17 protein-coding genes are annotated in these 20,853 nt (G+C 63.1%); 8 read left to right on the plus strand and 9 right to left on the minus strand.

What is annotated here, in order from left to right; translation table 11 throughout:
• Positions 1-105: 105 nt before the first annotated feature.
• The 3 genes from ACST81_RS10560 to ACST81_RS10570 all read right to left on the minus strand — a co-directional run bounded on the left by ACST81_RS10560 (position 106) and on the right by ACST81_RS10570 (position 4,107).
• Positions 106-1,266 (minus strand): acyl-CoA dehydrogenase family protein, encoded by a 1,161-nt coding sequence (locus ACST81_RS10560; RefSeq protein ID WP_438753131.1) that lies wholly within the window; start codon positions 1,264-1,266, stop codon positions 106-108.
• Between the two features lie 178 nt (positions 1,267-1,444).
• Positions 1,445-2,932, minus strand: a complete 1,488-nt coding sequence (locus ACST81_RS10565; RefSeq protein WP_438753134.1) for a carnitine 3-dehydrogenase — start codon at positions 2,930-2,932, stop codon at positions 1,445-1,447.
• Positions 2,933-3,204: 272 nt separating this feature from the next.
• Positions 3,205-4,107: a 3-keto-5-aminohexanoate cleavage protein gene (locus ACST81_RS10570; protein ID WP_438753136.1), complete on the minus strand. Its 903-nt coding sequence runs from the start codon at positions 4,105-4,107 to the stop codon at positions 3,205-3,207.
• Positions 4,108-4,217: 110 nt separating this feature from the next.
• Between ACST81_RS10570 and ACST81_RS10575 the strand changes: the two genes are divergently transcribed.
• Entirely contained in the window at positions 4,218-5,189 is a 972-nt protein-coding gene (locus tag ACST81_RS10575; RefSeq protein ID WP_438753137.1) for a GlxA family transcriptional regulator, read from the plus strand.
• A gap of 83 nt (positions 5,190-5,272) precedes the next feature.
• Here ACST81_RS10575 and ACST81_RS10580 read toward each other — a convergent pair whose 3' ends face one another.
• Positions 5,273-6,472: a LysR family transcriptional regulator gene (locus ACST81_RS10580; protein WP_438753139.1), complete on the minus strand. Its 1,200-nt coding sequence runs from the start codon at positions 6,470-6,472 to the stop codon at positions 5,273-5,275.
• 114 nt (positions 6,473-6,586) lie between these two features.
• Between ACST81_RS10580 and ACST81_RS10585 the strand changes: the two genes are divergently transcribed.
• From ACST81_RS10585 to ACST81_RS10615, 7 genes are all read left to right on the plus strand, one after another.
• The gene (locus ACST81_RS10585) at positions 6,587-8,125 is read left to right on the plus strand and encodes an aromatic amino acid lyase (protein ID WP_438753140.1); all 1,539 of its coding nucleotides are present in this window, start codon (positions 6,587-6,589) and stop codon (positions 8,123-8,125) included.
• Between the two features lie 16 nt (positions 8,126-8,141).
• A complete protein-coding gene (locus tag ACST81_RS10590) occupies positions 8,142-9,521 on the plus strand; it encodes a dihydroorotase (RefSeq protein ID WP_438753142.1) in 1,380 nt (459 codons plus the stop codon).
• Positions 9,521-10,789 carry a Zn-dependent hydrolase gene (locus ACST81_RS10595; RefSeq protein ID WP_438753144.1) on the plus strand — a complete coding sequence of 423 codons (1,269 nt, stop codon included), beginning with the start codon at positions 9,521-9,523 and terminating at the stop codon, positions 10,787-10,789. Before ACST81_RS10590 ends, ACST81_RS10595 begins: the two co-directional genes overlap by 1 nt.
• Positions 10,789-11,886, plus strand: coding sequence for a DUF917 domain-containing protein (locus tag ACST81_RS10600; protein WP_438753146.1), 1,098 nt, complete (start codon positions 10,789-10,791; stop codon positions 11,884-11,886). The genes ACST81_RS10595 and ACST81_RS10600 overlap by 1 nt, the downstream gene beginning before the upstream one ends.
• Positions 11,887-12,060: 174 nt before the next feature.
• Entirely contained in the window at positions 12,061-13,722 is a 1,662-nt protein-coding gene (locus ACST81_RS10605; protein ID WP_438753148.1) for a urocanate hydratase, read from the plus strand.
• A 95-nt stretch (positions 13,723-13,817) separates the two neighbouring features.
• Positions 13,818-14,813: a threo-3-hydroxy-L-aspartate ammonia-lyase gene (locus ACST81_RS10610; RefSeq protein WP_438753149.1), complete on the plus strand. Its 996-nt coding sequence runs from the start codon at positions 13,818-13,820 to the stop codon at positions 14,811-14,813.
• Positions 14,814-14,889: 76 nt separating this feature from the next.
• Positions 14,890-15,756: an aldose 1-epimerase family protein gene (locus ACST81_RS10615; protein ID WP_438753151.1), complete on the plus strand. Its 867-nt coding sequence runs from the start codon at positions 14,890-14,892 to the stop codon at positions 15,754-15,756.
• Between the two features lie 7 nt (positions 15,757-15,763).
• On the opposite strand, the gene ACST81_RS10620 is transcribed toward ACST81_RS10615, so the two are convergent.
• The 5 genes from ACST81_RS10620 to ACST81_RS10640 form a co-directional block, all read right to left on the minus strand.
• Positions 15,764-16,525 (minus strand): SDR family NAD(P)-dependent oxidoreductase, encoded by a 762-nt coding sequence (locus tag ACST81_RS10620; protein WP_438753153.1) that lies wholly within the window; start codon positions 16,523-16,525, stop codon positions 15,764-15,766.
• A 3-nt stretch (positions 16,526-16,528) separates the two neighbouring features.
• Positions 16,529-17,353 carry an ABC transporter permease gene (locus tag ACST81_RS10625; protein WP_438753155.1) on the minus strand — a complete coding sequence of 275 codons (825 nt, stop codon included), beginning with the start codon at positions 17,351-17,353 and terminating at the stop codon, positions 16,529-16,531.
• Entirely contained in the window at positions 17,353-18,219 is an 867-nt protein-coding gene (locus ACST81_RS10630; protein WP_438753157.1) for an ABC transporter permease, read from the minus strand. Before ACST81_RS10630 ends, ACST81_RS10625 begins: the two co-directional genes overlap by 1 nt.
• 198 nt (positions 18,220-18,417) lie before the next feature.
• Positions 18,418-19,578, minus strand: a complete 1,161-nt coding sequence (locus tag ACST81_RS10635; RefSeq protein ID WP_438753158.1) for a polyamine ABC transporter substrate-binding protein — start codon at positions 19,576-19,578, stop codon at positions 18,418-18,420.
• A 42-nt stretch (positions 19,579-19,620) separates the two neighbouring features.
• Positions 19,621-20,703, minus strand: coding sequence for an ABC transporter ATP-binding protein (locus ACST81_RS10640; protein WP_438753161.1), 1,083 nt, complete (start codon positions 20,701-20,703; stop codon positions 19,621-19,623).
• Between the last annotated feature and the right edge of the window lie 150 nt (positions 20,704-20,853).

A 20,853-nucleotide genomic window follows, 5' to 3' on the forward strand; every position in this document is an offset into this window, starting at 1 on the left:
TTACGCTGAAAGAATTGGGACGCGGGAGGTCCCGGCAGGTTAAGTCCCTCCCCCTTGTGGGGAGGGGTTGGGGAGGGGTCTTTTGCTTCACAATCACCATCATCCTCACGCCCCCAGCGGCCGCAGCAGGTCGCGGCTGATGATATGCCGCTGGATTTCCGACGTGCCGTCCCAGATGCGTTCGACGCGGGCATCGCGCCAGAAGCGGGCGAGCGGCAGGTCGTCCATCAGCCCCATGCCGCCATAGATCTGGATTGCCTGATCAGTCACACGGGCGAGCATTTCCGAGGCGTAGAGTTTGGCCGAGGCGATCTCGCGGTTGGCGGGAAGTTTCTGGTCGAGGCGCCAGGCGGCGGCGAGCGTCAGGTAGTCGGCGGCGTCGATTTCGGTAATCATGTCGGCGAGCTTGAACGAAACACCCTGGTTGGCGCCGATCGGCTTGCCGAACTGCTTGCGCTCGGCCGCATAGGGCAGGGCATAGTCGAACACCCGGCGGGCACGGCCGACACAGGTGGCGGCGACCGTGATGCGGGTGGCATAGAGCCAGTCATTGGCGATGTCGAAACCTTTGTGGACTTCGCCCAGAATCGCGGACGAGGGCAGGCGGCAATCGTCGAAATTCAGGATGCAATTCTTGTAGCCACGATGTGACACACTGTCATAGCCATTCCGGATTTCAAAACCCGGCGTGCCGCGATCGACGAGGAAGCAGGTGATCTTCTTCTTCGGGCCGCGCGGCGTTTCTTCCTCGCCGGTGGCAATGAAGACGATGACGAAGTCGGCGATATTGGCATGGCTGATGAAGTGCTTGGTGCCGTTGACGATCCAGTCGTCGCCGTCCTGTTTGGCAAAACACTTCATGCCGCGCACGTCGGAGCCGGCATCCGGTTCGGTCATGGCGAGCGCGTCGAATTTCTCGCCCTTGACGGCGGGGATCAGGTAACGCTCGCGCTGTTCTGCGTTGCAGGCCATCAGGATGCCGGAAGGGCGGCCGAAGAAAACGGTGAGGCCCATCGAGCCACGGCCGAGTTCGCGCTCGACCAGCGTAAACGTCTGGTGATCGAGACCGGCGCCGCCGACTTCTTCCGGCATGTTGCAGGCGAAGAAACCGAGATCCTTGCACTTTTGCGCGATCTCCTGACCGAGTTCCTTCGGCACGACGCCGGTCCGCTCGACCTCGTTCTCATGCGGATAGATTTCGGTCTCGACAAAACCGCGCACGGTATCGACGATCATCTGCTGTTCTTCGGTCAGTGCGAAATGCATGGTATGCTCCCTCGTATTTTTGTAAGGCAACTCCCCTCCAGAATTGCCCCTCACCCTAGCCCTCTCCCCGCTTGCAGGGAGAGGGGATGACGGAGTTTGCCTCTTGTCCCTTCTCCCCGTTTCGACGGGGAGAAGGTGGCCGACAGGCCGGATGAGGGGCAAACTCAAAAAAAGCGCGCTACCGCCTCTGCCCAACCACGCGCCCGGCATTCGCCGGCACAGGCAGGCCAGCATGCGCATCCGCCAGCGGCTTGAACTTCGCCAGCACCTCGGGCAGCGGCGGCACTGCCTTTCCTTCCTTCGACGAGACATGCAGCATCAGGTGCTCGCAGGTCGCCAGCAGCGCGCCGTCGGAGGCGCGGTGCAGCCACATATAGGTGTGCAGCCTCTTGCCATCGGAGGGCAGGATCTGGGCGGTGACCTCGAGCGCATCGCCAAGCTTGGCCTCGTCCAGCCACTGGTTATGGGATTCGACGGTGTAGTAGCTGTGTCCGGCGGCAACATAATCCATGTCGACACCGATCAGGCGCAGCAGTGCGTCGGCGGCATCCGCGAAGCATTGACTGTAGCGGAATTCGGTCATGTGGCCGTTGTAATCGACCCACGATGGATGGACCTTCGGCTCAAGCAGCTTGAGCGGTTCGGCGCTCGCCTTGGCGTCCGGCGTCGGGGCGTTCTTCCAGAGATGCGCCTCGAAGTCGGCGAGCAGCTTGCCGGCACCCCAGCCCTTGCCGTCGTTGGACCCCTTCAGCGTCTGCATGATGCCGACGAGGTTTTCGTCGCGGATGCGTTCGAGTTCGCGGAACCCGTAGGCACCCGACTGGGCATCGGACTGGTTGGCGATCTTTTCGACCAGTTCGTCGTTGAGATCGACGACGTCCATCAGCTTGGTCCAGGGCCAGGAGAGGCAGGGACCGAACTGGGCGATGAAGTGGCGCATGCCGGCTTCACCACCGGCGATGCGGTAGGTCTCGAACATGCCCATCTGCGCCCAGCGCATGCCGAAGGAATAGCGGATCACGTCATCGAGCGTTTCGGTGTCGCAGATGTCGTCCTTGATCAGCCACAGGCCCTCGCGCCAGATGGCTTCGAGCAGGCGGTCGCCGACAAAGGCTTCGATTTCCTTCTTCAGGATGACGCCCTTCATGCCGATCGGTGCGAGACGGGCCTTGGCGAGTTCCAGTGTTTCGGGCGCGGTCTTTGCGCCACCGACGAGCTCGGCGAGCGGCAGCAGGTAGACCGGGTTGTAAGGATGGGCGACGAACATGCGCTCGGGATGTTTCATGTCGCGCTGCAGATCGGTCGGCATGATGCCGGAGGTGGAAGAGCCGATGAGCGCTTTCGGATCGGCGGCAGCGTCGATCTGGGTGATGACATTGCGCTTGAGTTCGACGCGCTCGGGCACGCTTTCCTGAATCCAGTCAGCGCCTTGCACTGCTTCTTCGATGCTTTTGACGAAGGTCAGTGTGCCCTTTTTCGGCAGCGGCGCCATGGTCAGCATGGCATAGGCGCGCTCGGCATTGGCAAGCACCTCGCCGACGATGCGTTCTGCTTCGGGATGCGGATCGAACATGGCGACGTCGATGCCGGCCAGCAGGAAACGGGCCGCCCAGGCCCCGCCGATAACGCCGCCACCAATACAGGCCGCCTTGGTGATTTTGGTCATGGTTGTTCCCATCTTGTCGTTTTTATCTTTGGCGTCGCATGAGCGGCGATTACCCCTCACCAACTTCGGCCAAGGGTTCGACTGCGTCTCACCCGGCCTTCGTATCCTCTCCCACAAGGGGAGAGGAAAACCTGCAGCACCTTCTCGCCTCACATGAGGAGCGGTGATTGTGGCACCCTACCTCTCCCCTTGTGGGAGAGGATAGTAGGCCCGCGCGAGACGCAGTCGAACGCTGGGCGCACTTGGTGAGGGGGTTCGCTCCTCCGAACCTGTTACCGCTTCGTCAGCTTCAACTTCTCACGCACCTCGGCCGGGCCGATGATCTTGGCGCCCATGCCTTCGATCACCCCAACAGCCTTTTCGACGAGTTGGGCGTTGGTGGCGAGCTGGCCTTTGCCGACATAGAGATTGTCTTCCAGGCCGACGCGGACATTGCCGCCGGCAAGCACCGCCGCAGCGGGGTAGGCGAGCGCGTTGCGGCCGATCGAGAAGGCGGAGAAGGTCCAGTTCTTCGGAACGTTGTTGACCATCGCCATGAACGTGTTGAGGTCGTCGGGCGCGCCCCACGGAATGCCCATGCAGAGCTGGATGAGGACCGGATCCTCGATCAGGCCTTCCTCGACAAGCTGTTTGGCGAACCAGAGATGGCCGGTATCGAAGGCTTCGATTTCCGGACGGACACCGAGATCGGTCATCATCTTGGCCATGGTACGCAGCATCGACGGCGTGTTGGTCATCACATAGTCGCCGAGCGAGAAATTCATCGTGCCGCAATCGAGCGTGCAGATTTCCGGCAGGCATTCGGCCACGTGGGAAACACGCTCGGTGGCGCCGGCCATGTCTGTGCCTTGGGGATTGAGCGGCAGCGGGCTTTCGACATTGCCGAAAATCAGGTCGCCGCCCATGCCGGCGGTCAGGTTCAGAACGACATCGACATCGGCTGAGCGGATCAGATCGGTCACTTGCCTGTAGAGATCGTTGCGGCGGCTCGGTGCGCCAGTTTCCGGATCGCGGACGTGGCAATGCACGATGGCGGCGCCGGCCTTGGCGGCATCGATGGCAGACGCCGCGATTTCCTTCGGCGACCTCGGCACATGCGGCGACTTGCCGGCGGTATCGCCGGATCCGGTGACGGCACAGGTGATGAAAACGTCGCGATTCATGCTCAGTGGCATAAAAGCCTCCCCTTGTTCTTGTCCCCATTACGATCCAAGAATTCGACTTCTGCTTTTCCTTTTCGGATGTGTATTATACATTTCCAGAATTATGGGATGGAGAGGCTGTCATGCTCATGCCGAGGGAGGAAACCCAGCATATCGATCTGCTGGTGGTTCCTGAGACCAACCTGATCCTGGTTGCATCGGTGATCGAGCCACTGCGCGCCGCCAACCGGATCGCAGGAAAGGTGCTCTACAGCTGGACCGTCTACAGCCCGGATGGCCAGCCGATCGAGACGAAAAGCGGCATTCCCATTCCGGTTTCGGGGCCTTTCCGGCCGCAGAATGAAACCGCCCCCCTGTTCGTGCTGTCGAGCTACAACTGGCGGGCCTATGCGACGACGCAGCTGAAGATGCTCCTGTCACGCACCGCCCGCCACCGCGAAGTCATGGCCGGGATCGAGGCCGGCTCCTGGATGTTGGCCGAAACCAGCTTGCTCGACAATTTCTCGGCCACCAACCACTGGGAGGATTTCGAGGATTTCGCCACGGCCTATCCGCAGATCACCATGGTGCGCGAACGTTTCGTCATCGACGGCAAGCGGATCACGACCGGCGGTTCGCTGCCGACGCTTGACTTGATGCTGGAACTCATCCGTCGCCAGCACAGCTATTCGCTGGCGCTCGAAGTGTCGCGGCTGTTCATCTACGAGCAGGAGCGGACGCGCGGGGACTTGCTGCAGGTTCCGACGATCGGCAACATGCGCATCCTCGACGCGCGAGTCGATGCCGCCGTCAAGCTGATGGAGGAGACGGTCGATGCGCCGCTGACGCTCACTCGTCTGGCGCGCCGTACTGGCGTCAGCGCTCGCCATCTGCAGGACCTGTTTCAGGAGACGATGGGCGTGGCGCCGCATGCCCATTACCTCGCGCTTCGCCTCAATGCCGCCCGGCGCAAGGTGATCGAGACGCGCGCCGATTTCGCCGATATCGCTGCGGCCACCGGCTTCAATTCCTCCTCGGCCTTTTCCCGCAGTTACCGCGCGCATTACCGCGAAAGCCCGAGCGAGACCCGCAGGCGGCTGAAGCTCAAAGTTTGATTCAAGGGGTTCATGCGGTGATTCAGGGGTGGCGGATTCGTGAACCGGATCAGAGGTTTGCTGAGTGTTGTGGAGGAAGAAAATCACTCGGCCTTGGGTCCAAACCTGATCGTCCGGTCTCCCGTCATCATCATGAGCATCTCTTCCGCGACCTGTCTTGAGAGTGCGTTCTTCTGCCAGGCCATCGATAGGCTCTGCATGTAGCCGGAGCCGAGCCGCAGCATCGCCGGTGCGTTGCGCACGCGGGCGGCCGAGCTTTCCGGGAGCACCGAGAGGTAACCATGATCCGTCACCAGATTGAGGATGACCGGGATGGAATCGACTTCGGTCAGCGTCAGTCGGTTGCGCTCCTGGTCGGTCAGGGTCGCCTCAATGAAATGGGTTGCCTGCTGCCGCAAACCGCTTTTCAGGCTCGGCACGGCGATCGGGTGAGATTGCAGCAGGCTGCGGATATCGTCGCCATGGCGGGCAAGCAGGGAGGCCTGGCCGGCCAGCGCCAGCGGCGTACGCGAGATCAGCTTGCCCTCGAATTCGGACGGGAATGTTTCGAGATCGAGCAGCACAACGTCGAAGCGGCGGCTTTTCAATCCGGCGATCAGTTCGTCTGCCGTCGTGCTGGAAACGAACAGCGGCTGGCGCGGGCGGGCGCGGTGCCATTCGGCGGTGAGTGCCGCCAGCATGCGGGCGATTTCGCTTTCCGGACCGAGCGGCATGACCGCGCCGAACCGCCAGGTCGCCGCCGCACGGCGGAACCGGTCGCTCGATGCCCGCGACAGCCGCCGCCAGATGTCCAGCAGGTCCTCGGCAAGAGTGATGACGGCGAGGCCGTGCGGCGTGCAGGTAATGCCGGACGGCGAACGGATGAGCAGATCGTAGCCGAGATCGCGCTCCAACTCGCTGATCTGCCGGGTCAACTGCGGCTGGCCGGTGCCGGAGATTTTTGACGCGCCACGGATGCTGCCGCTGCGCGCCACGGTGACGAAACGATCGAGCGCGGCGAGGCTGATAGACGGTGTCGTGTCGGAAAGAGGAGCGCTTCCGAGCGACAGCAGGGAGCGGATGGCCCGGTTTGCCGCCGCCAAATCCGCCATCCGGCTTTGCGCTTCGAGCGTCGGCACCAGCGTTCCGCGTTCACGGCGAACGAGCGGCACGGCAATCGCCGCCTCGAAGCGCTTCAATGCCGCGCTGACGCTGGAAGCCGGCCGGCCGCTGGATTTTGCGACCCTGCGAATGCCGCGCTCTTCCAGGACGGCGTGAACGAGGGCAAGGGTGGCGATTTCCATCAGGTCCTTCACGATCCAGCTTGTACGGAGTTATGCATCATGCGTTTCGTTTTTGGGATATATCACAGAGAGCGGGATTGGGCATAGCATGCGATCAACAAGGTGAGTCAAAGCATGCATGCATCGGTGAAAACCATTTTTCTGACAGGCAACCCGCTGGATTTTTCCGCGTTGGAAAAAATCGGCTCGGGCCAAGTCGTTCCGGTCGTTTCCGATCATTCCTATGCACGTGTCAATGCTGCCCATACCGTCATTGCCGACCGGATCGCCATGGGCCTGCCGGTCTATGGCGCCAATACCGGTGTCGGTTCGATGAAGGACCGGCTCTGGACCATCGATAACCTCAGCGAGTTCAATACGGCGCTGGTCAAGGCCCATCATTTCGGCACCGGGCCGCTGTTTTCCAAGGCTATCGTGCGCAAGGCGATCGCGATCCGCATCAACACGGCGCTTGGTGGCCGTACGGGCTGCAGTGTCGATCTGGTCAGGGCATTTCTGGCGCTTCTGGAGCGCGGCGTCGTACCGGCCGTGCATCGGCATGGCTCGATCGGATGCGCCGATATCGGCCTGATGGGGCAGGTGGCCTCCGTGCTGACCGGCACCGGTGAGGCATTCTTCGAAGGCGAGTTGCTGGATGCCGGTGAAGCGCTTCGCCGCGCCGGCCTCGAACCGTTCCAGATGCAGCCGCGCGATGCCTTAGCGGCGCTCAGCGTCAATGCGACCGCCTTTGCCGCCTCAGCCGACGTCATGCGCGAGGCGGCGTCTGCCATTCGCGTCCTGATGACCACCGGATTGATGTCGTCGCTGGCGCTCGGGGCATCCGCCGATCCCTGGCGGGTTGCCGCGACGCTTGGAACGCGCGGTGAGGCGCTGGTGGGATCCTGGCTCTATGGCCAGTCCGATTGTGTCGACTGGCCCCTGCCGACGGCGATCCATGATCCGCTCAGCCTGCGCATGACCGCCCAGGTGTTTGGCGCCGTCGTCGATACGCTGCTGGTGGCGGCCGAGCGGCTGGTCGATGCGACCTATCTCTCGGATGACAATCCGGTAGTGCTCGGCGGCCAGGTTCATGCCTCCGGCGCATCGCTGCCGCTGACCACGACGCTCTATATCGAGACGGCGCAGATCGCCTTCTCGCATGTGGCGCGCAATGTGTTGAACCGCTGCGTTCTGCTCTCCAACGGGGTGCGGCGCAATCTGCCGATCAATCTCGTGGCGCCGGGCGAAGTGGCGAGCGGGCTCGGGCCTCTGATGAAGCTGGCCGTGGAACTCTACATGCGCGTCCAGTCGCTGGCCGTGCCGCTCTCTGCCCAATCGATCGTCGTTGCCGGCGGGCTGGAGGAGGAAGCGACCTTCCTGCCGCTGATCGTCGAGCGCATGGAAACCCAGGTGCGCGACCTCCGGCAGATGGCGGCGATCGAGGCCATGCTGTCGGCCCAGGCGATCGATCTTCTCGGTGACAAGCCACAGGGGGTGACGCAGATCGCCTATGAGCGGGTGCGGGCCGTCAGTCCGATCTATCTCAAGGATCGGCCGCTATCGAAGGAGATCGAGGCGCTGCATCACGATTTCGCCTGTGAAAAGCTGCTCACGACGCTGATCGCGGCCGCCCCGATGCCTGAATTCGACGATTTCTTCGCCCTCGGCACATAATTCAAGGAATACGCGGATGTCTGATTTTGACCTGGTTTTGAAGGGTACCGTGGTCTTGCCGGATCGCATTGTCGAAAGCGGCCATGTGGCAGTCCGTGATGGCAAGATCGCCTTTGTCGGCCAGGGTGCCATGCCCGCCGCACGCGAGCGCCATGATCTCGGAAAGGCGCTGATCCTGCCCGGCGCTATCGATGCGCAGGTGCACTCGCTGAGCCAGAAGGATCAGGAGGATTTCATCTGGTCGACGCGCTCGGCAGCGGCCGGTGGCGTGACGACGATCGTCGATATGCCCTATGACGAAGGCAATCTCGTCTGCTCGGCGGTGGCGGTGCAGCGCAAGATCGACCAGGCAGCGCCACAGGCCCGCGTCGATTTCGCGCTCTATGGCACGGTCGACCCCGAGGAGGGACCGGCCCGTATTGCCGAAATGGTCGAGGCCGGCGTTGCCGCCTTCAAGTTCTCGACCTTCGGCACCGACCCCAAGCGGTTCCCGCGCATTCCGGCCGCTCTGTTGGAAGCCTGCTTCGCCGCCATCGCACCGACCGGGCTGACGGCGGGCGTGCACAACGAGGATGACGAGGCGGTGCGTGCCGCGATCGAAAAGGTGAAGGCCTCCGGCATCACCGACTACCGTGCCCACGGCCTATCTCGGCCTCCGCTGACCGAGCTTCTGGCGACCAACCAGATCTATGAGACGGGGGCTGCCACCGGCTGTCCGGCGCATGTGGTCCACTGCTCCGTCGGCCGCGGCTACGACATCGCCGCCGCCTACCGGGCACAAGGGTTCCGCGCCACGATCGAATGCTGCGTCCATTATCTCGTTCTCGACGAGGAGAACGATGTGAAGCGGCTCGGTGGCAAGGCAAAGATCAATCCACCGATCCGGCCGCGCGCCGAGGTGGAGAAGCTTTGGCGGCATGTGGCGGACGGCACGGTGACGCTGGTTTCCACCGATCACGTCAGCTGGTCGGAAAGCCGCAAGACCAATCCGGATATGCTGGCCAATGCCTCCGGCGTGCCGGGGCTGGAGGTCATGGTGCCGCTGTTCGTCAAGGGCGCGCTGGAGCGCGGCATCCCGCTCACCCGCGCGGCCGAACTGATGGCGCTCAATCCCGCCCGGCATTTCCGGCTCGATCACCGGAAGGGTGCGCTCGAAATTGGCAAGGACGCGGATATCACCGTGCTTACGCCGGAAGCCTACACCTACGACGCGGCGGAAAGCGGCAACAACGTCGTCGGCTGGTCGCCCTATAATGGCATCCGCATGCCGTGGCGGGTGGCATCGACCTACAATCGCGGCACGCTGGTTTTTGATGGCAAGACGGTGCTCGCGACGCCCGGTTCCGGCCAGTTCGTGCGCCCGCTCGCCAGCCTGCCGTTGCGCGAGGCCGTCTGATGGCGGCAGTCGAGACCAATCTGCCAGTCGATGCGGCCCGCATCGCCGACATCATCAAGGGCCTCGCCCGTATCACCGAGCCCGACCGGCCCTACACGCGCCGTGCCTTCACGCCGATCTTTCTCGAAGGCCGCGCCTTCCTGGAGCAACGTTTCAAGGCGGCAGGCCTCGAAACGCGGATCGATGCGTCGGGCAACCTGATCGGCCGTCGCAAGGGTCGCAAGGCCGGGCTTGGCACGATCATGCTCGGCTCGCATTCCGACACCGTTCCGGAAGGCGGCCGGTTCGATGGTATCGCCGGCGTCGCGGCGGCGCTTGAGGTGGCGCAGGCGTTGAACGACGCGGGCATCCGGCTGGATCACGATCTTGAAGTGGTGGATTTCCTTGCCGAGGAGGTGTCGATCTTCGGCGTCTCTTGCATCGGCAGCCGTGGCTTGGCAGGACTGATCCCGGACGGTTGGCTGAGCCGGACGCAAGGGGAACTCACTCTGCGTCAGGGCATGATCGATGCCGGCGGCGATCCCTCGCGACTTGCTCGGCAGAAGCGATCGGATATCAAGGCCTTTCTGGAACTGCATATCGAGCAGGGGCCGGTGCTGGAGGCGGAGCGCTGCGATGTCGGCATCGTCACCGCCATTGCCGGGATCACCCGTATCGAGATCTTGTTCGAAGGCCAGGCCGACCATGCCGGCACGACGCCGATGGGACGCCGGCGCGATGCGCTAACGGCTGCCGCGCGTCTGGTCGCCGAGGTCGAGCGGCTGGGAACAGAGTTTTCGAAGGGCGACGGGCATTTCACGGCCACCGTCGGCGAATTCTCGATCGAGCCGAATGCCGCCAATGTCGTGCCGTCGCGTGCCCGCATCCTGATCGATGCGCGGGCCGAACTGCGGCGGGACATGGAGCGCTTCATTGCCGATATCGACCAGCTTGCCGTCGATATCCAGCGCGACACCGGCGTGACAATTGCATCGCCGAAACTCATTTCGGACAATTTTCCGACACCGGCCGATCCGCTTGTCATGCGCAATCTCGAAGAGGCCTGCGGGCGTGTCGGTGCCAGACATCGCCGGATGGCATCCGGTGCGGGCCATGACACCGCCTGGATGGCACGGATTTCGAAGGCCGCGATGATCTTCATCGCCTGCCGGGAGGGGCGCTCGCACACGCCGGACGAATGGGCCGACAATGACGATATCGCGCTCGGGACAGCTGTCCTGTTCGAGGCCGTGCGGAAACTGGATACCGATTTGCAGGGAGAGCTCTGATGGGCCGGATACTGACTGAAAAAGACGTGGAAGCGGCGGTCAAGGGCGGTTCGGTCTATGCGGCCGGCGGCGGCGGCTGGGCTGACCACGGGCGCATGCTGGGCTATGCGGCTGTCTCGATCGGCAAGCCGGAACTGGTCTCGATCGACGAATTGTCCAACGACGACTGGGTGGCGACGGCGGCTGCCATCGGCGCACCGGCTTCGACCACGCCTTGGGAAATGCGTGGGGTCGATTATATCAAGGCGGTGCAGTTGCTGCAGGACGCGCTGGGCGAGAAGGTGTCGGCCCTGATGGTCGGCCAGAACGGCAAGTCCTCGACGCTGAACGGCTGGCTGCCATCGGCCATTCTCGGCACCAAGGTTCTCGATGCCGTCGGCGACATGCGCGCGCATCCGACCGGCGATATGGGCTCGATCGGCATGGCCGGTTCGCCCGAGCAGATGATCCAGACGGCGGTCGGTGGCAATCGCGACGAGAACCGCTATATCGAACTCGTCGTGCGCGGCGCGACCGCGAAAGTGTCGCCGATCCTGCGCACCGCCTCCGACATGTCCGGCGGCTTCATCGCCTCCTGCCGCAATCCGCTCAGGGCATCCTATGTCCGCAAGAACGCGGCGCTTGGCGGCATTTCGCTCGCCCTGACTCTGGGTGAGGCGATCATCGCGGCGGAAGGCAAGGGGGGCGCTGCGATCATCGATACGATCGCGAAAACCACCAAGGGCACCATCTTGGCTGAGGGTGTCATCACCGATAAATCCGTCGTCTACACTAAGGAGGCGTTCGATATCGGAACGGTGACTCTGGGGAAGGGCGATGACTCCACGGTACTCCACGTCATGAACGAATACATGGCCGTCGAGAATGCCGGCGGCGCGCGGCTGGCGACCTTCCCGGATGTCATCACGACCCTTTCGACGGACGGCGAGCCGCTGAGTGTCGGTCAGTTGCAGGTCGGCATGACGATCTTCGTGCTGCATGTTCCCAAGACCGTCATTCCGCTCGCCTCCAGCGTGCTTGATCCGAGCGTCTATCCGTCGGTGGAAAAGGCGATGGGGATCGAACTGGCGAAGTATGCGCTTTCGGTCGAGGTTTGAGCTGCCCCTCATCCGCCCCTTCTTGTTTCGGAAGGATGGCGGGCACCTTCTCCCCGTAAAACGGGGAGAAGGGACAAGCGGCAAACTCGGTCGTCCCCTCTCTCCGCAGGCGGGGAGAGGGCCAGGGTGAGGGGCATGTCTTGCCCGAAAGTCAACTAACGCAAGGAAACCGCCATGCCGAAGCCCAATCCCCGTCACCCGAATTTCCCGATTCCCGGCGGTCCCGAGCTGCGCGCCAAAGGCTGGCGGCAGGAGGCCCTGCTGCGCCTGATGGAAAATGTTTTGTCCGTCGGTGAGGATCCGGACAACCTGATCGTCTATGCGGCGCTCGGCAAGGCTGCCCGCAACTGGGCGTCCCACCGGGCGATCGTCAGGACGCTCCTGGAGATGGACGAGGACCAGACGCTGGTCATCCAGTCCGGCAAGCCCGTGGGCCTGCTCAAGACCCACGCGAAAGCGCCGCTGGTGATCATGGCCAATTGCAACATTGTCGGCCAGTGGGCGAAGGCCGAGGTGTTCTATGAGCTGGAGAAACAGGGGTTGATCTGCTGGGGCGGGCTGACGGCGGGTGCCTGGCAATATATCGGCAGCCAGGGGGTCATCCAGGGCACCTATGAAATCTTCATGCGCATCGCCGAAAACCGGTTTGGCGGCGATCTCGCCGGACGCTTCATCCTGACGGCCGGACTTGGCGGAATGGGTGGCGCGCAGCCGCTGGCGGGCCGGATGGCCGGGGCCGCGATCCTGTGCATCGATATCGATCCGGTGCGCGCGGAAAAGCGCAAGGCGATCGGTTATCTTGAGCAAATCGCCCCCGACCTCGATACGGCGTTAGCGATGATTGATCAGGCGGTCAGGGAAAAGCGGGCCACCTCCATCGGCCTCGTCGGAAATGCCGCTGCCCTTTATCCCGAAATCGCCAGGCGCGGCATCGTGCCGGATATCGTCACCGACCAGACCTCGGCCCATGACCTCGTCTACGGCTATGTGCCGAAGGGCATGAGTCCTGAGGAGGTGAAGCGGCTACGGATCGACGGACAGGGGCAGTTGATGGCTGCGAGCCGCGCCTCGATCGTCGATCATGTCAAGGCGATGCTGGAATTCCAGGAGAAGGGCTCCGAGGTGTTCGACAACGGCAACCTGATCCGCACCCAGGCGCGCGAGGGCGGCGTCGCCAATGCCTTCGACATCCGCATCTTTACGGAGGCCTATCTGCGTCCGCTGTTTGCCCGTGCCATCGGCCCGTTCCGCTGGATGGCCCTGTCGGGCGAGGAAAGCGATATTGCCCGCATCGACGATCTGCTGCTCGACATGTTTCCGGACAACAAGATCGTCACCAACTGGATCCGGCTGGCGCGCGAGAATGTGCCGTTCGAGGGCCTGCCGGCCCGCATTGCCTGGCTCGGCCATGGCGAGCGCACGCAGCTTGCCGTCGCCGTCAACGGGCTGGTCGCATCCGGCGAGCTCAAGGGGCCGATCGCTTTTTCCCGCGACCATCTCGATGCCGGCGCCATGGCGCATCCCAATATCATGACCGAGCGGATGAAGGACGGATCGGATGCGATCGCCGACTGGCCGCTGCTCGACGCCATGCTGCTCTGCTCCTCCATGGCTGATCTCGTCGTCGTCCATTCCGGTGGCGGCGGTTATGCCGGCTACATGACCAGCTGCGGCGTCACCGTCGTTGCCGATGGCACTGAGGCCGGTGTGGAACGGCTCACCCACGCGCTCACCAACGACACCTCGCTCGGCGTCATCCGTTATGCGGATGCGGGTTACGAGGAGTCGATGGACGAGATCGGCAAGAAGGGCATCGGCTATATCGCGCTCGACTGAAGCGTCACGGTGACAATTGTTTCCTTGCGTCGGATGCCGCAACCGCGCGAATTGATGACCTGACATCAACATGCGGCGACAACCGGAGGCCAGGGATGGATATGTCGACAGTTCAACGCGATCTGAAAATTCCAACCTTCGACGACGTCAAGGAAGCGCAACGGCGCCTTGCCGGCGTGGCGCATGTCACGCCAGTCCTGACCTCGAAGACCGCGAATGCGATGGCGGACGCCAGCCTGTTCTTCAAGGCGGAAAACCTGCAGCGGGCCGGAGCCTTCAAGTTCCGGGGTGCTTACAATTCGGTCGCCGCTCTCGACCCGGCCGCGCGCGCCAACGGCGTCGTCGCCTTTTCGTCCGGCAATCACGCGCAGGCGCTCGCCTATGCAGCCCGGCTGCACGGGATTTCATGCGTTATCATCATGCCGAAGGATGCGCCGGAGATGAAGGTGGCGGCAACCCGTGGCTACGGCGCGGAGGTGGTGTTTTACGATCGCTACACCGAGGACCGCGAGGTCATCACCCGGCGGATCGCGACCGAGCGCAACGCCACGATCATTCCGCCCTTCGATTATGCCGACGTCATTGCGGGGCAGGGCACTGCGGCGGCGGAACTGATCGAGGAGGTCGGCGCGATCGACTATCTCGTCGTGCCGCTCGGAGGCGGCGGTTTGCTTGCCGGCAGCGCGCTCAGCGCCCGCGCCCTGGCGCCCGGCTGCAAAGTTGTTGGAGTCGAGCCGGAGGCCGGAGACGATGGACGGCAATCGCTGCAAAAGGGCGAGATCGTCACCATTCCCGTGCCGAAATCGATCGCCGACGGCGCCCTGACCACTGCCATCGGGCGGCACAATTTTCCGATCCTGAAACAGGATGTCGACGACATCCTGACGGTCAGCGACACACAACTCATCGAGACCATGCGTTTCTTTGCCGAGCGGCTGAAGATCATCGTCGAGCCGACCGGGTGCCTGGCTGCCGCTGCCGTGATGCACGGTGTTCTGGCCTGCAAGGGAAAGCGTGTCGGCATGGTTCTCAGCGGCGGCAATGTCGATCTGAAGACGTTTGGCGCGCTACTCGATGCTCGCCGGGCATGAAATTCTTGCCCCGGCGGTTTCGTTTCAGGGGGAAGGGCACTATTGTGCATCCGCGAACAACGCGAAGAGGCACGCCATGTCATTGATACGGATCGGCAATGATCACCTGACGGTCGAGGTCTCGTCGCTGGGGGCGGAAATGCGGTCGTTGAACAGCCGGGATGGGCGATCCTGGCTGTGGAATGGCGATGCTGCCTTCTGGGGCGGGCGCTCGCCCGTATTGTTTCCGGTGGTCGGCAAGGCGCCGGATGACACGGTCTCTATCGATGGCACCGCCTATCCGATGGCACAGCACGGTTTTGCGCGTCGCAACGAATTTGTTGCCGCCAGTTCCACCCCGACCATGTGCCGTTACGAATTGACGGCGTCGGATGCGACGCGTGCGGTCTATCCGTTCGAATTCTTGCTGGCCGTCGAGCACGCGCTGGATGGTCCGGCGCTGACGGTCTCGGCCGAGGTCAGCAACCGCGATACCAGACCAATGCCGTTCGGTGTCGGCTTCCATCCAGCTTTTCTCTGGCCGCTGCCGGGCGCTGATGGCCAGACGCATGTGGTGACGCTCGACAATGGTGGTGAACCGCCAATGGTGCGTGTTCGCGGTGGGCTGATCAATCCCGCGCCGCTGCCGTCGCCGTTCACGGCGGGGCGGCTGGTGCCGGAAGCATCGATGTTCGAGGCCGATGCGATGATTTTCCCGGAAGGTGCTGGCGATGGTCTGCGCTTTGGCGTTGAAGGCGGACCGGAGTTGAGGTTCAAATTCGAGAACCTGCCCAATCTCGCGCTCTGGACCAAGCCCGGTGCGCCCTTCCTTTGCGTCGAGCCCTGGCATGGAACGGCTGCGCTCGCCGGCGGTTCGAACGCGTTGGAGGAGCGACCGTCAACAACGACACTGCGGCCGGGCGAGACCGCGCGCTACGCGTTTTCGGTCGAAATTCCGGTCTGACGCTCGCTCAGACGACGGCTTCGCCGCCATCGACGACGAGGATCTGGCCGGTCATGTAGCTTGACCGGTCGGAGACAAGGAAGAGGATCGATTCGGCGATTTCCTCGACTTGGGCCCAGCGCCCCATCGGCACCTTTTCCCGCACATAGGCTTCGATCGCCTCACGTCCCCCCATCTGGGCGATGAACGGTGCGTTAAACGGCGTATCGACCCAGCCGGGGCACAGAGCGTTGACGCGAATGCCGAACCGGGCGTAATCGCCGGCCATCTGCCGCGTCATGGCGATGACGGCATGTTTGGTGGTCGTGTAGGCGATCATCTCGCGGTCGTAGAGCACGCCGGAAGAGGACGAGGTGTTGAGGATGACGCCGCGTCCGGCAGCCTTCATTGCCGGCATGGCGAAGCGTGCCGCCATGAAATGGGCGCGGACGTTCAGGCTCCAGGAGAGATCGAACCCTTCGACCTCCACCTGTTCGAGATCGCCGGCGATCTGCGCGCCGGCGTGATTGTGGAGGATGTCGATGCGGCCGTGACGCTTGAGGACGGAGGCTATGCCCGCCTCCAGCGAGATGTCGTCGGTGACGTCGAGGATCAGGCTTTCGGCGCGGCCACCGGCGTCCTTGATCATCTCCACGGTTTCGGCGGCGCCTGCCGTGTTGCGGTCGGCGACGGCCACATGGGCGCCTTCGCGTGCCATGATCTCGGCACCCGCCCGGCCGATACCGGAACCTGCGCCGGTCACGATGGCGATCCGGTCCTTGAGGATCATGGTCTACTCTCCCGCCTGCGCTTTTGTTGTCTTGTCCCGCATCAGCACGCGAGCGATGAGGATGAGCAGAAGTGAGGCGACCAGCACCATGGTGGCGATCGCGTTTATTTCCGGCGTCACGCCACGGCGGATCGACGCGAAGACGTAGATCGGCAGCGTCGTCTTCGAGCCGGCGACGAAGAAGGCGACGATGAAATCGTCAAACGAAAAGGTGAAGGCGAGCAGGAAGCCGGCCAGAACCGACGGCAGGATTTGCGGCAGGACGATCTGGCGAAAGGTCGTGAACGGCGTCGCGTAGAGATCGCTCGACGCCTCGACGATATCGCGGCCGAGGCTGGCGATGCGCGCCTTGACGATCATCGTCACCAGCGCCAGCGAAAACAGGCCGTGGGCGGCGATGATCGAGCCATAGCCGAGGCCGAGCTGCGGCGGCTTGTCGCCCGGCCAGATCGAGGCCAGCGCCGGATTGAGGAAGGAGAAGACCTCGACCAGCGCCACCAGCGTTGCGATGCCGATGACGACGCCGGGAACGACGATGGCGGCGGCAAACAGCCCGTCGAAAATGGCCCGTCCGCGGCTGCTCAGCCGCTGCATTCCGAGTGCTGCCATCGTGCCGAAGATCGCTGCCAGCGCGGCGCTGGTGAAGGCGATCATCAGGCTGTTCTGCAGGGCGGTGATCAGGAAGGTGTTCCCGAGCGCCTTGCCGTACCACATGGTTGAGAAACCGGTGAACTCGCTGGCATTACGGCCGGCATTGAACGAGAACAGCACGACCAGCGCGATCGGTGCGTAGAGGAAGAGGTACACGAAGGTGACAAGCGCGCGCATCAGACGAGATCCACCTGTCTGGAGCCGGAGACCTTCCAGGCGATCCGCATGGCGACGCTCAGCACGATGACCACGACGACCACCAGCGTCACGGCGATCGCCGAGCCGAACGGCCAGTTGCGCGATTGCAGGAAGAGATCGACCAGCGCGTTGCCGATGAAGAACACCTTGCCGCCGCCGAGAAGCCGCGGGATCAGGTATTCGCCGAGCAGCAGAATGGTGACCAGCGCGACGCCGGTCATGACGCCGGGCAGCGACAGCGGCAGGGTGATGCCGAAGAAGGTCGAGACCGGCTTGGCGCCGAGATCGGCGGAGGCTTCGAGCAGGCGGCGGTCGAGCTTTTCAAGGCTGACATAGATGGGCATGATCATCAGCGGCAGGTAGCCATAGACGATGCCGAGCAGCACCGCGCCGGGCGTGTTCAAGAGCCTGATATCCTCGATGCCGATCATGCCGAGCAGATTGGGAATGCCGCGCGAGCCCAGAATATACATCCAGGCATAGGTGCGCACGAGCAGGCTGGTCCAGAACGGTACCACGACCAGCGAGACCAGCATTAGCCGGTATTTCGGATTGGACTTGACCGCCAGATAATAGGCGACGGGATAGGCGACGATCAGGCAGAGGAAAGCACCGACCGGCGCGATCATCAGCGTGTTCCAGAAGGCAGCCGCCCGCGAGGGCAGATTGGCGAACTGGGCGAAAGTGAAGGCCGCCTGATATCCACCCTCCGGTGCCCGTTCGCCGAAGGCGAAGACCACCATGGCCATGAACGGCAGGACGAGGAAGACGAACAGCCACAGGCCAGCCGGCGCAACCAGCGCGGCGGTCGTCAGCTGTCGTTTTCTGTCCGGGGCGAGGGGCATGGAGGCGGTGTCCTGTTGGTGGTTGTCGGGCGGGAGGCTTCGCCCCTCACCCTAACCCTCTCCCCGCTTGCGGGGAGAGGGGACTTTCGAACTTTAACGGCTCCTTGGGTAATCCGAAGAAGCGAGAACGTGCCGCAATTTCCTTCTCCCCGTTTACGGGGAGAAGGTGGCCGACAGGCCGGATGAGGGGCTTTACCCTCAAGCCGACTTGAAGCGGGCCATCAATTCCGCGCGGGCCGGGTCGGTCAGCGTCACGGCGGCGCCGAATTCGAGCTTGGTGAGCGACGCCTCATCGGGATAGACGATCTTGTTGGAGGTGATCTCGGGTGGTAGAAGCGCGAGCACGCGGCTGTCGGTCGTCGGCGCGCCGTTGGCGATGTGCTCCTTGACGGCGTGTTCCGGCGTCATCAGATAGTCGAGCAGGGCATAGCCGGCCGGCTTGTTGGCGGCGCTCTTCGGGATGGCGTAGAAGTCCGTCCAGATCTCGCCGCCGTCCGTGCCCAGTACATAGGCGATTTCCGGCATGTCGCGGTTCAGCTGGGCGCCGTCATTGGTCCAGCACATGGTGAGCCAGGCGTCGGTGGCGCGCATGCCCGGCTGGTAGTCGCTGTTGATGCCGTAGAGATGCGGCTTGACCTTGATCAGCAATTCCTCTGCCTTGGCGAGTTCGTCCGGCTTGATCGAATTGAAGGAATAGCCGAGCGAGACCAGCGCGCTGCCGATGGTGGTCAGCTGGTAGTCGTGGACCATGGCCCGGCCGTCGGCCTCGGTCATCGCGACCTCGAAGAAGTCCTTCCACGAGGTCAGCTTGGTCTTGATCTTGGAGGTGTTGACGGCCATGCCGGTCGTGCCCCAGTTCTTCGGCAGGGCATAGGTCGTGCCATCGACAGCACCTTCGGCGGTAAAACGAGCGGATTGCGAAGCCTGCGAGAAGGCCGGCAGCTTGGACATGTCGAGCGGGTCGATCAGGCCAAGCTTCACATAGGTCGAGATCGTGTAGTTGGTCGGGACGAACAGGTCCCAGCCGGTGCCGCCGGCCTGGAGCTTGGCGAGCATTTCTTCGTTCGACCCAAAGACGTTGACCTCGACGGCGACGCCGGTCGCGGCCGTGAAGGCTTCGAAGGTGGCCGGGTCATGGTAGTTCGGCCAGGTGGCGATCGACATGGTCGTGCCGAGGTCCTGGGCATAGGCGGCGGAATTGAACAGGCCCGGCTGGCGGGCAAGCACCGCGGCCGCAAGGCCAAGCCCGGTGACGCCGAGGAAGTGGCGGCGGGTGACGGAGCCGCGCTTCAGGCGCATCCATTCGTCGGTGAGGTTTTCGGCAGTGATCGGGGCATTTTCTCTGTACCACTTTGTCATGACTTCGTTCCCTTTTTTTGTCTTGACGTGTACGGCCATTCCTCAGGCCGGAAAAACATGCACTTTGCCGGGATCGAAGTTCAGCACGACCCGTTCGCCCGGTTCGACGAGGTCGCTTTCCTGCACGTTGCGCCGGTCGGCCGTGACGAGGAAATCGCCAAGGCCATCGACGCTGATCTGGTATTCGGCGGTGGAGCCGAGGAAGATGCGGTGGGTGACAGTGCCGGTCAGCGCATTGCCGCCGCCGACGGACTGTCGCACCAGTTCGATCGCCTCCGGGCGCAGCGCCACCGTCGCCGTGCCCGGCTTCAGACCGGATGCTGCCGCAAGCGCCATGCCGTTCGACAGCCGCAACGTCGCTCCGTCAGCCTCGACCGTCGCCGCGATCCGGTTGGTCTTTCCGACGAAATCCGCAACGAAAAGATCGGCCGGTCTGTCGTAGACGTCCTGCGGCTTTGCCATCTGGACGATGCGCCCGGCATTCATGACGCAGACCATGTCGCTCATCGACAGGGCTTCTTCCTGGTCGTGGGTGACCAGCACGAAAGTGATGCCGAGTTCGCGCTGCAACGTTTGCAACTCGATCTGCATGGCGGTGCGCAGCTTCTTGTCGAGCGCCGCCAGCGGTTCATCGAGCAGAAGCACGGACGGCTTGTTGACGATGGCGCGGGCGAGCGCCACGCGCTGCTGCTGACCTCCTGACATTTCATGGATGCGGCGCTTCTCGAAGCCGCCGAGGCGAACCATGTCCAGGGCTTCGCGCGCCCGGGCGGAGATCTCGGATGCTGCCAGCTTCGGCCGGGCCTGTTTCAGGCCATAGGCAACGTTCTGCTCGACGTCGAAATGTGGGAAGAGAGCATAGTGCTGGAACACCATATTGACGGGGCGGCGATAGGGCGGAACGCCGTTCATCTCGCGTCCGTCGATCAGCACGGTGCCTTCGCTGGGTTGCTCGAAGCCGCCGATCATCCGAAGGCATGTGGTCTTGCCGCAGCCGGAAGGACCAAGCAACGCCACGAAAGCGCCCTTGGGCACGACCAGATTGATGTCCGTCACGGCGGTCACCGCGCCATAGCGCTTGGTGACCGAACGGAACTCGATGTCGTTCGCTGGAGCGGCTGTCACGTCTAAAATTCCCCGCGGCTGTTTTTCGGAATACCGGACGGCCTCGCGACCACCTGTTTCCCACCGTCTGCCATCAACCTATTCAAGGCTGCTGTTTGCGGTATATACCCCGAAAGAGGTATTTCAAGATGTTTGCCGCTGTGGAAGGTG

Source organism: Pararhizobium sp. O133 (assembly GCF_051669845.1).
Taxonomy (GTDB): domain Bacteria; phylum Pseudomonadota; class Alphaproteobacteria; order Rhizobiales; family Rhizobiaceae; genus Pararhizobium.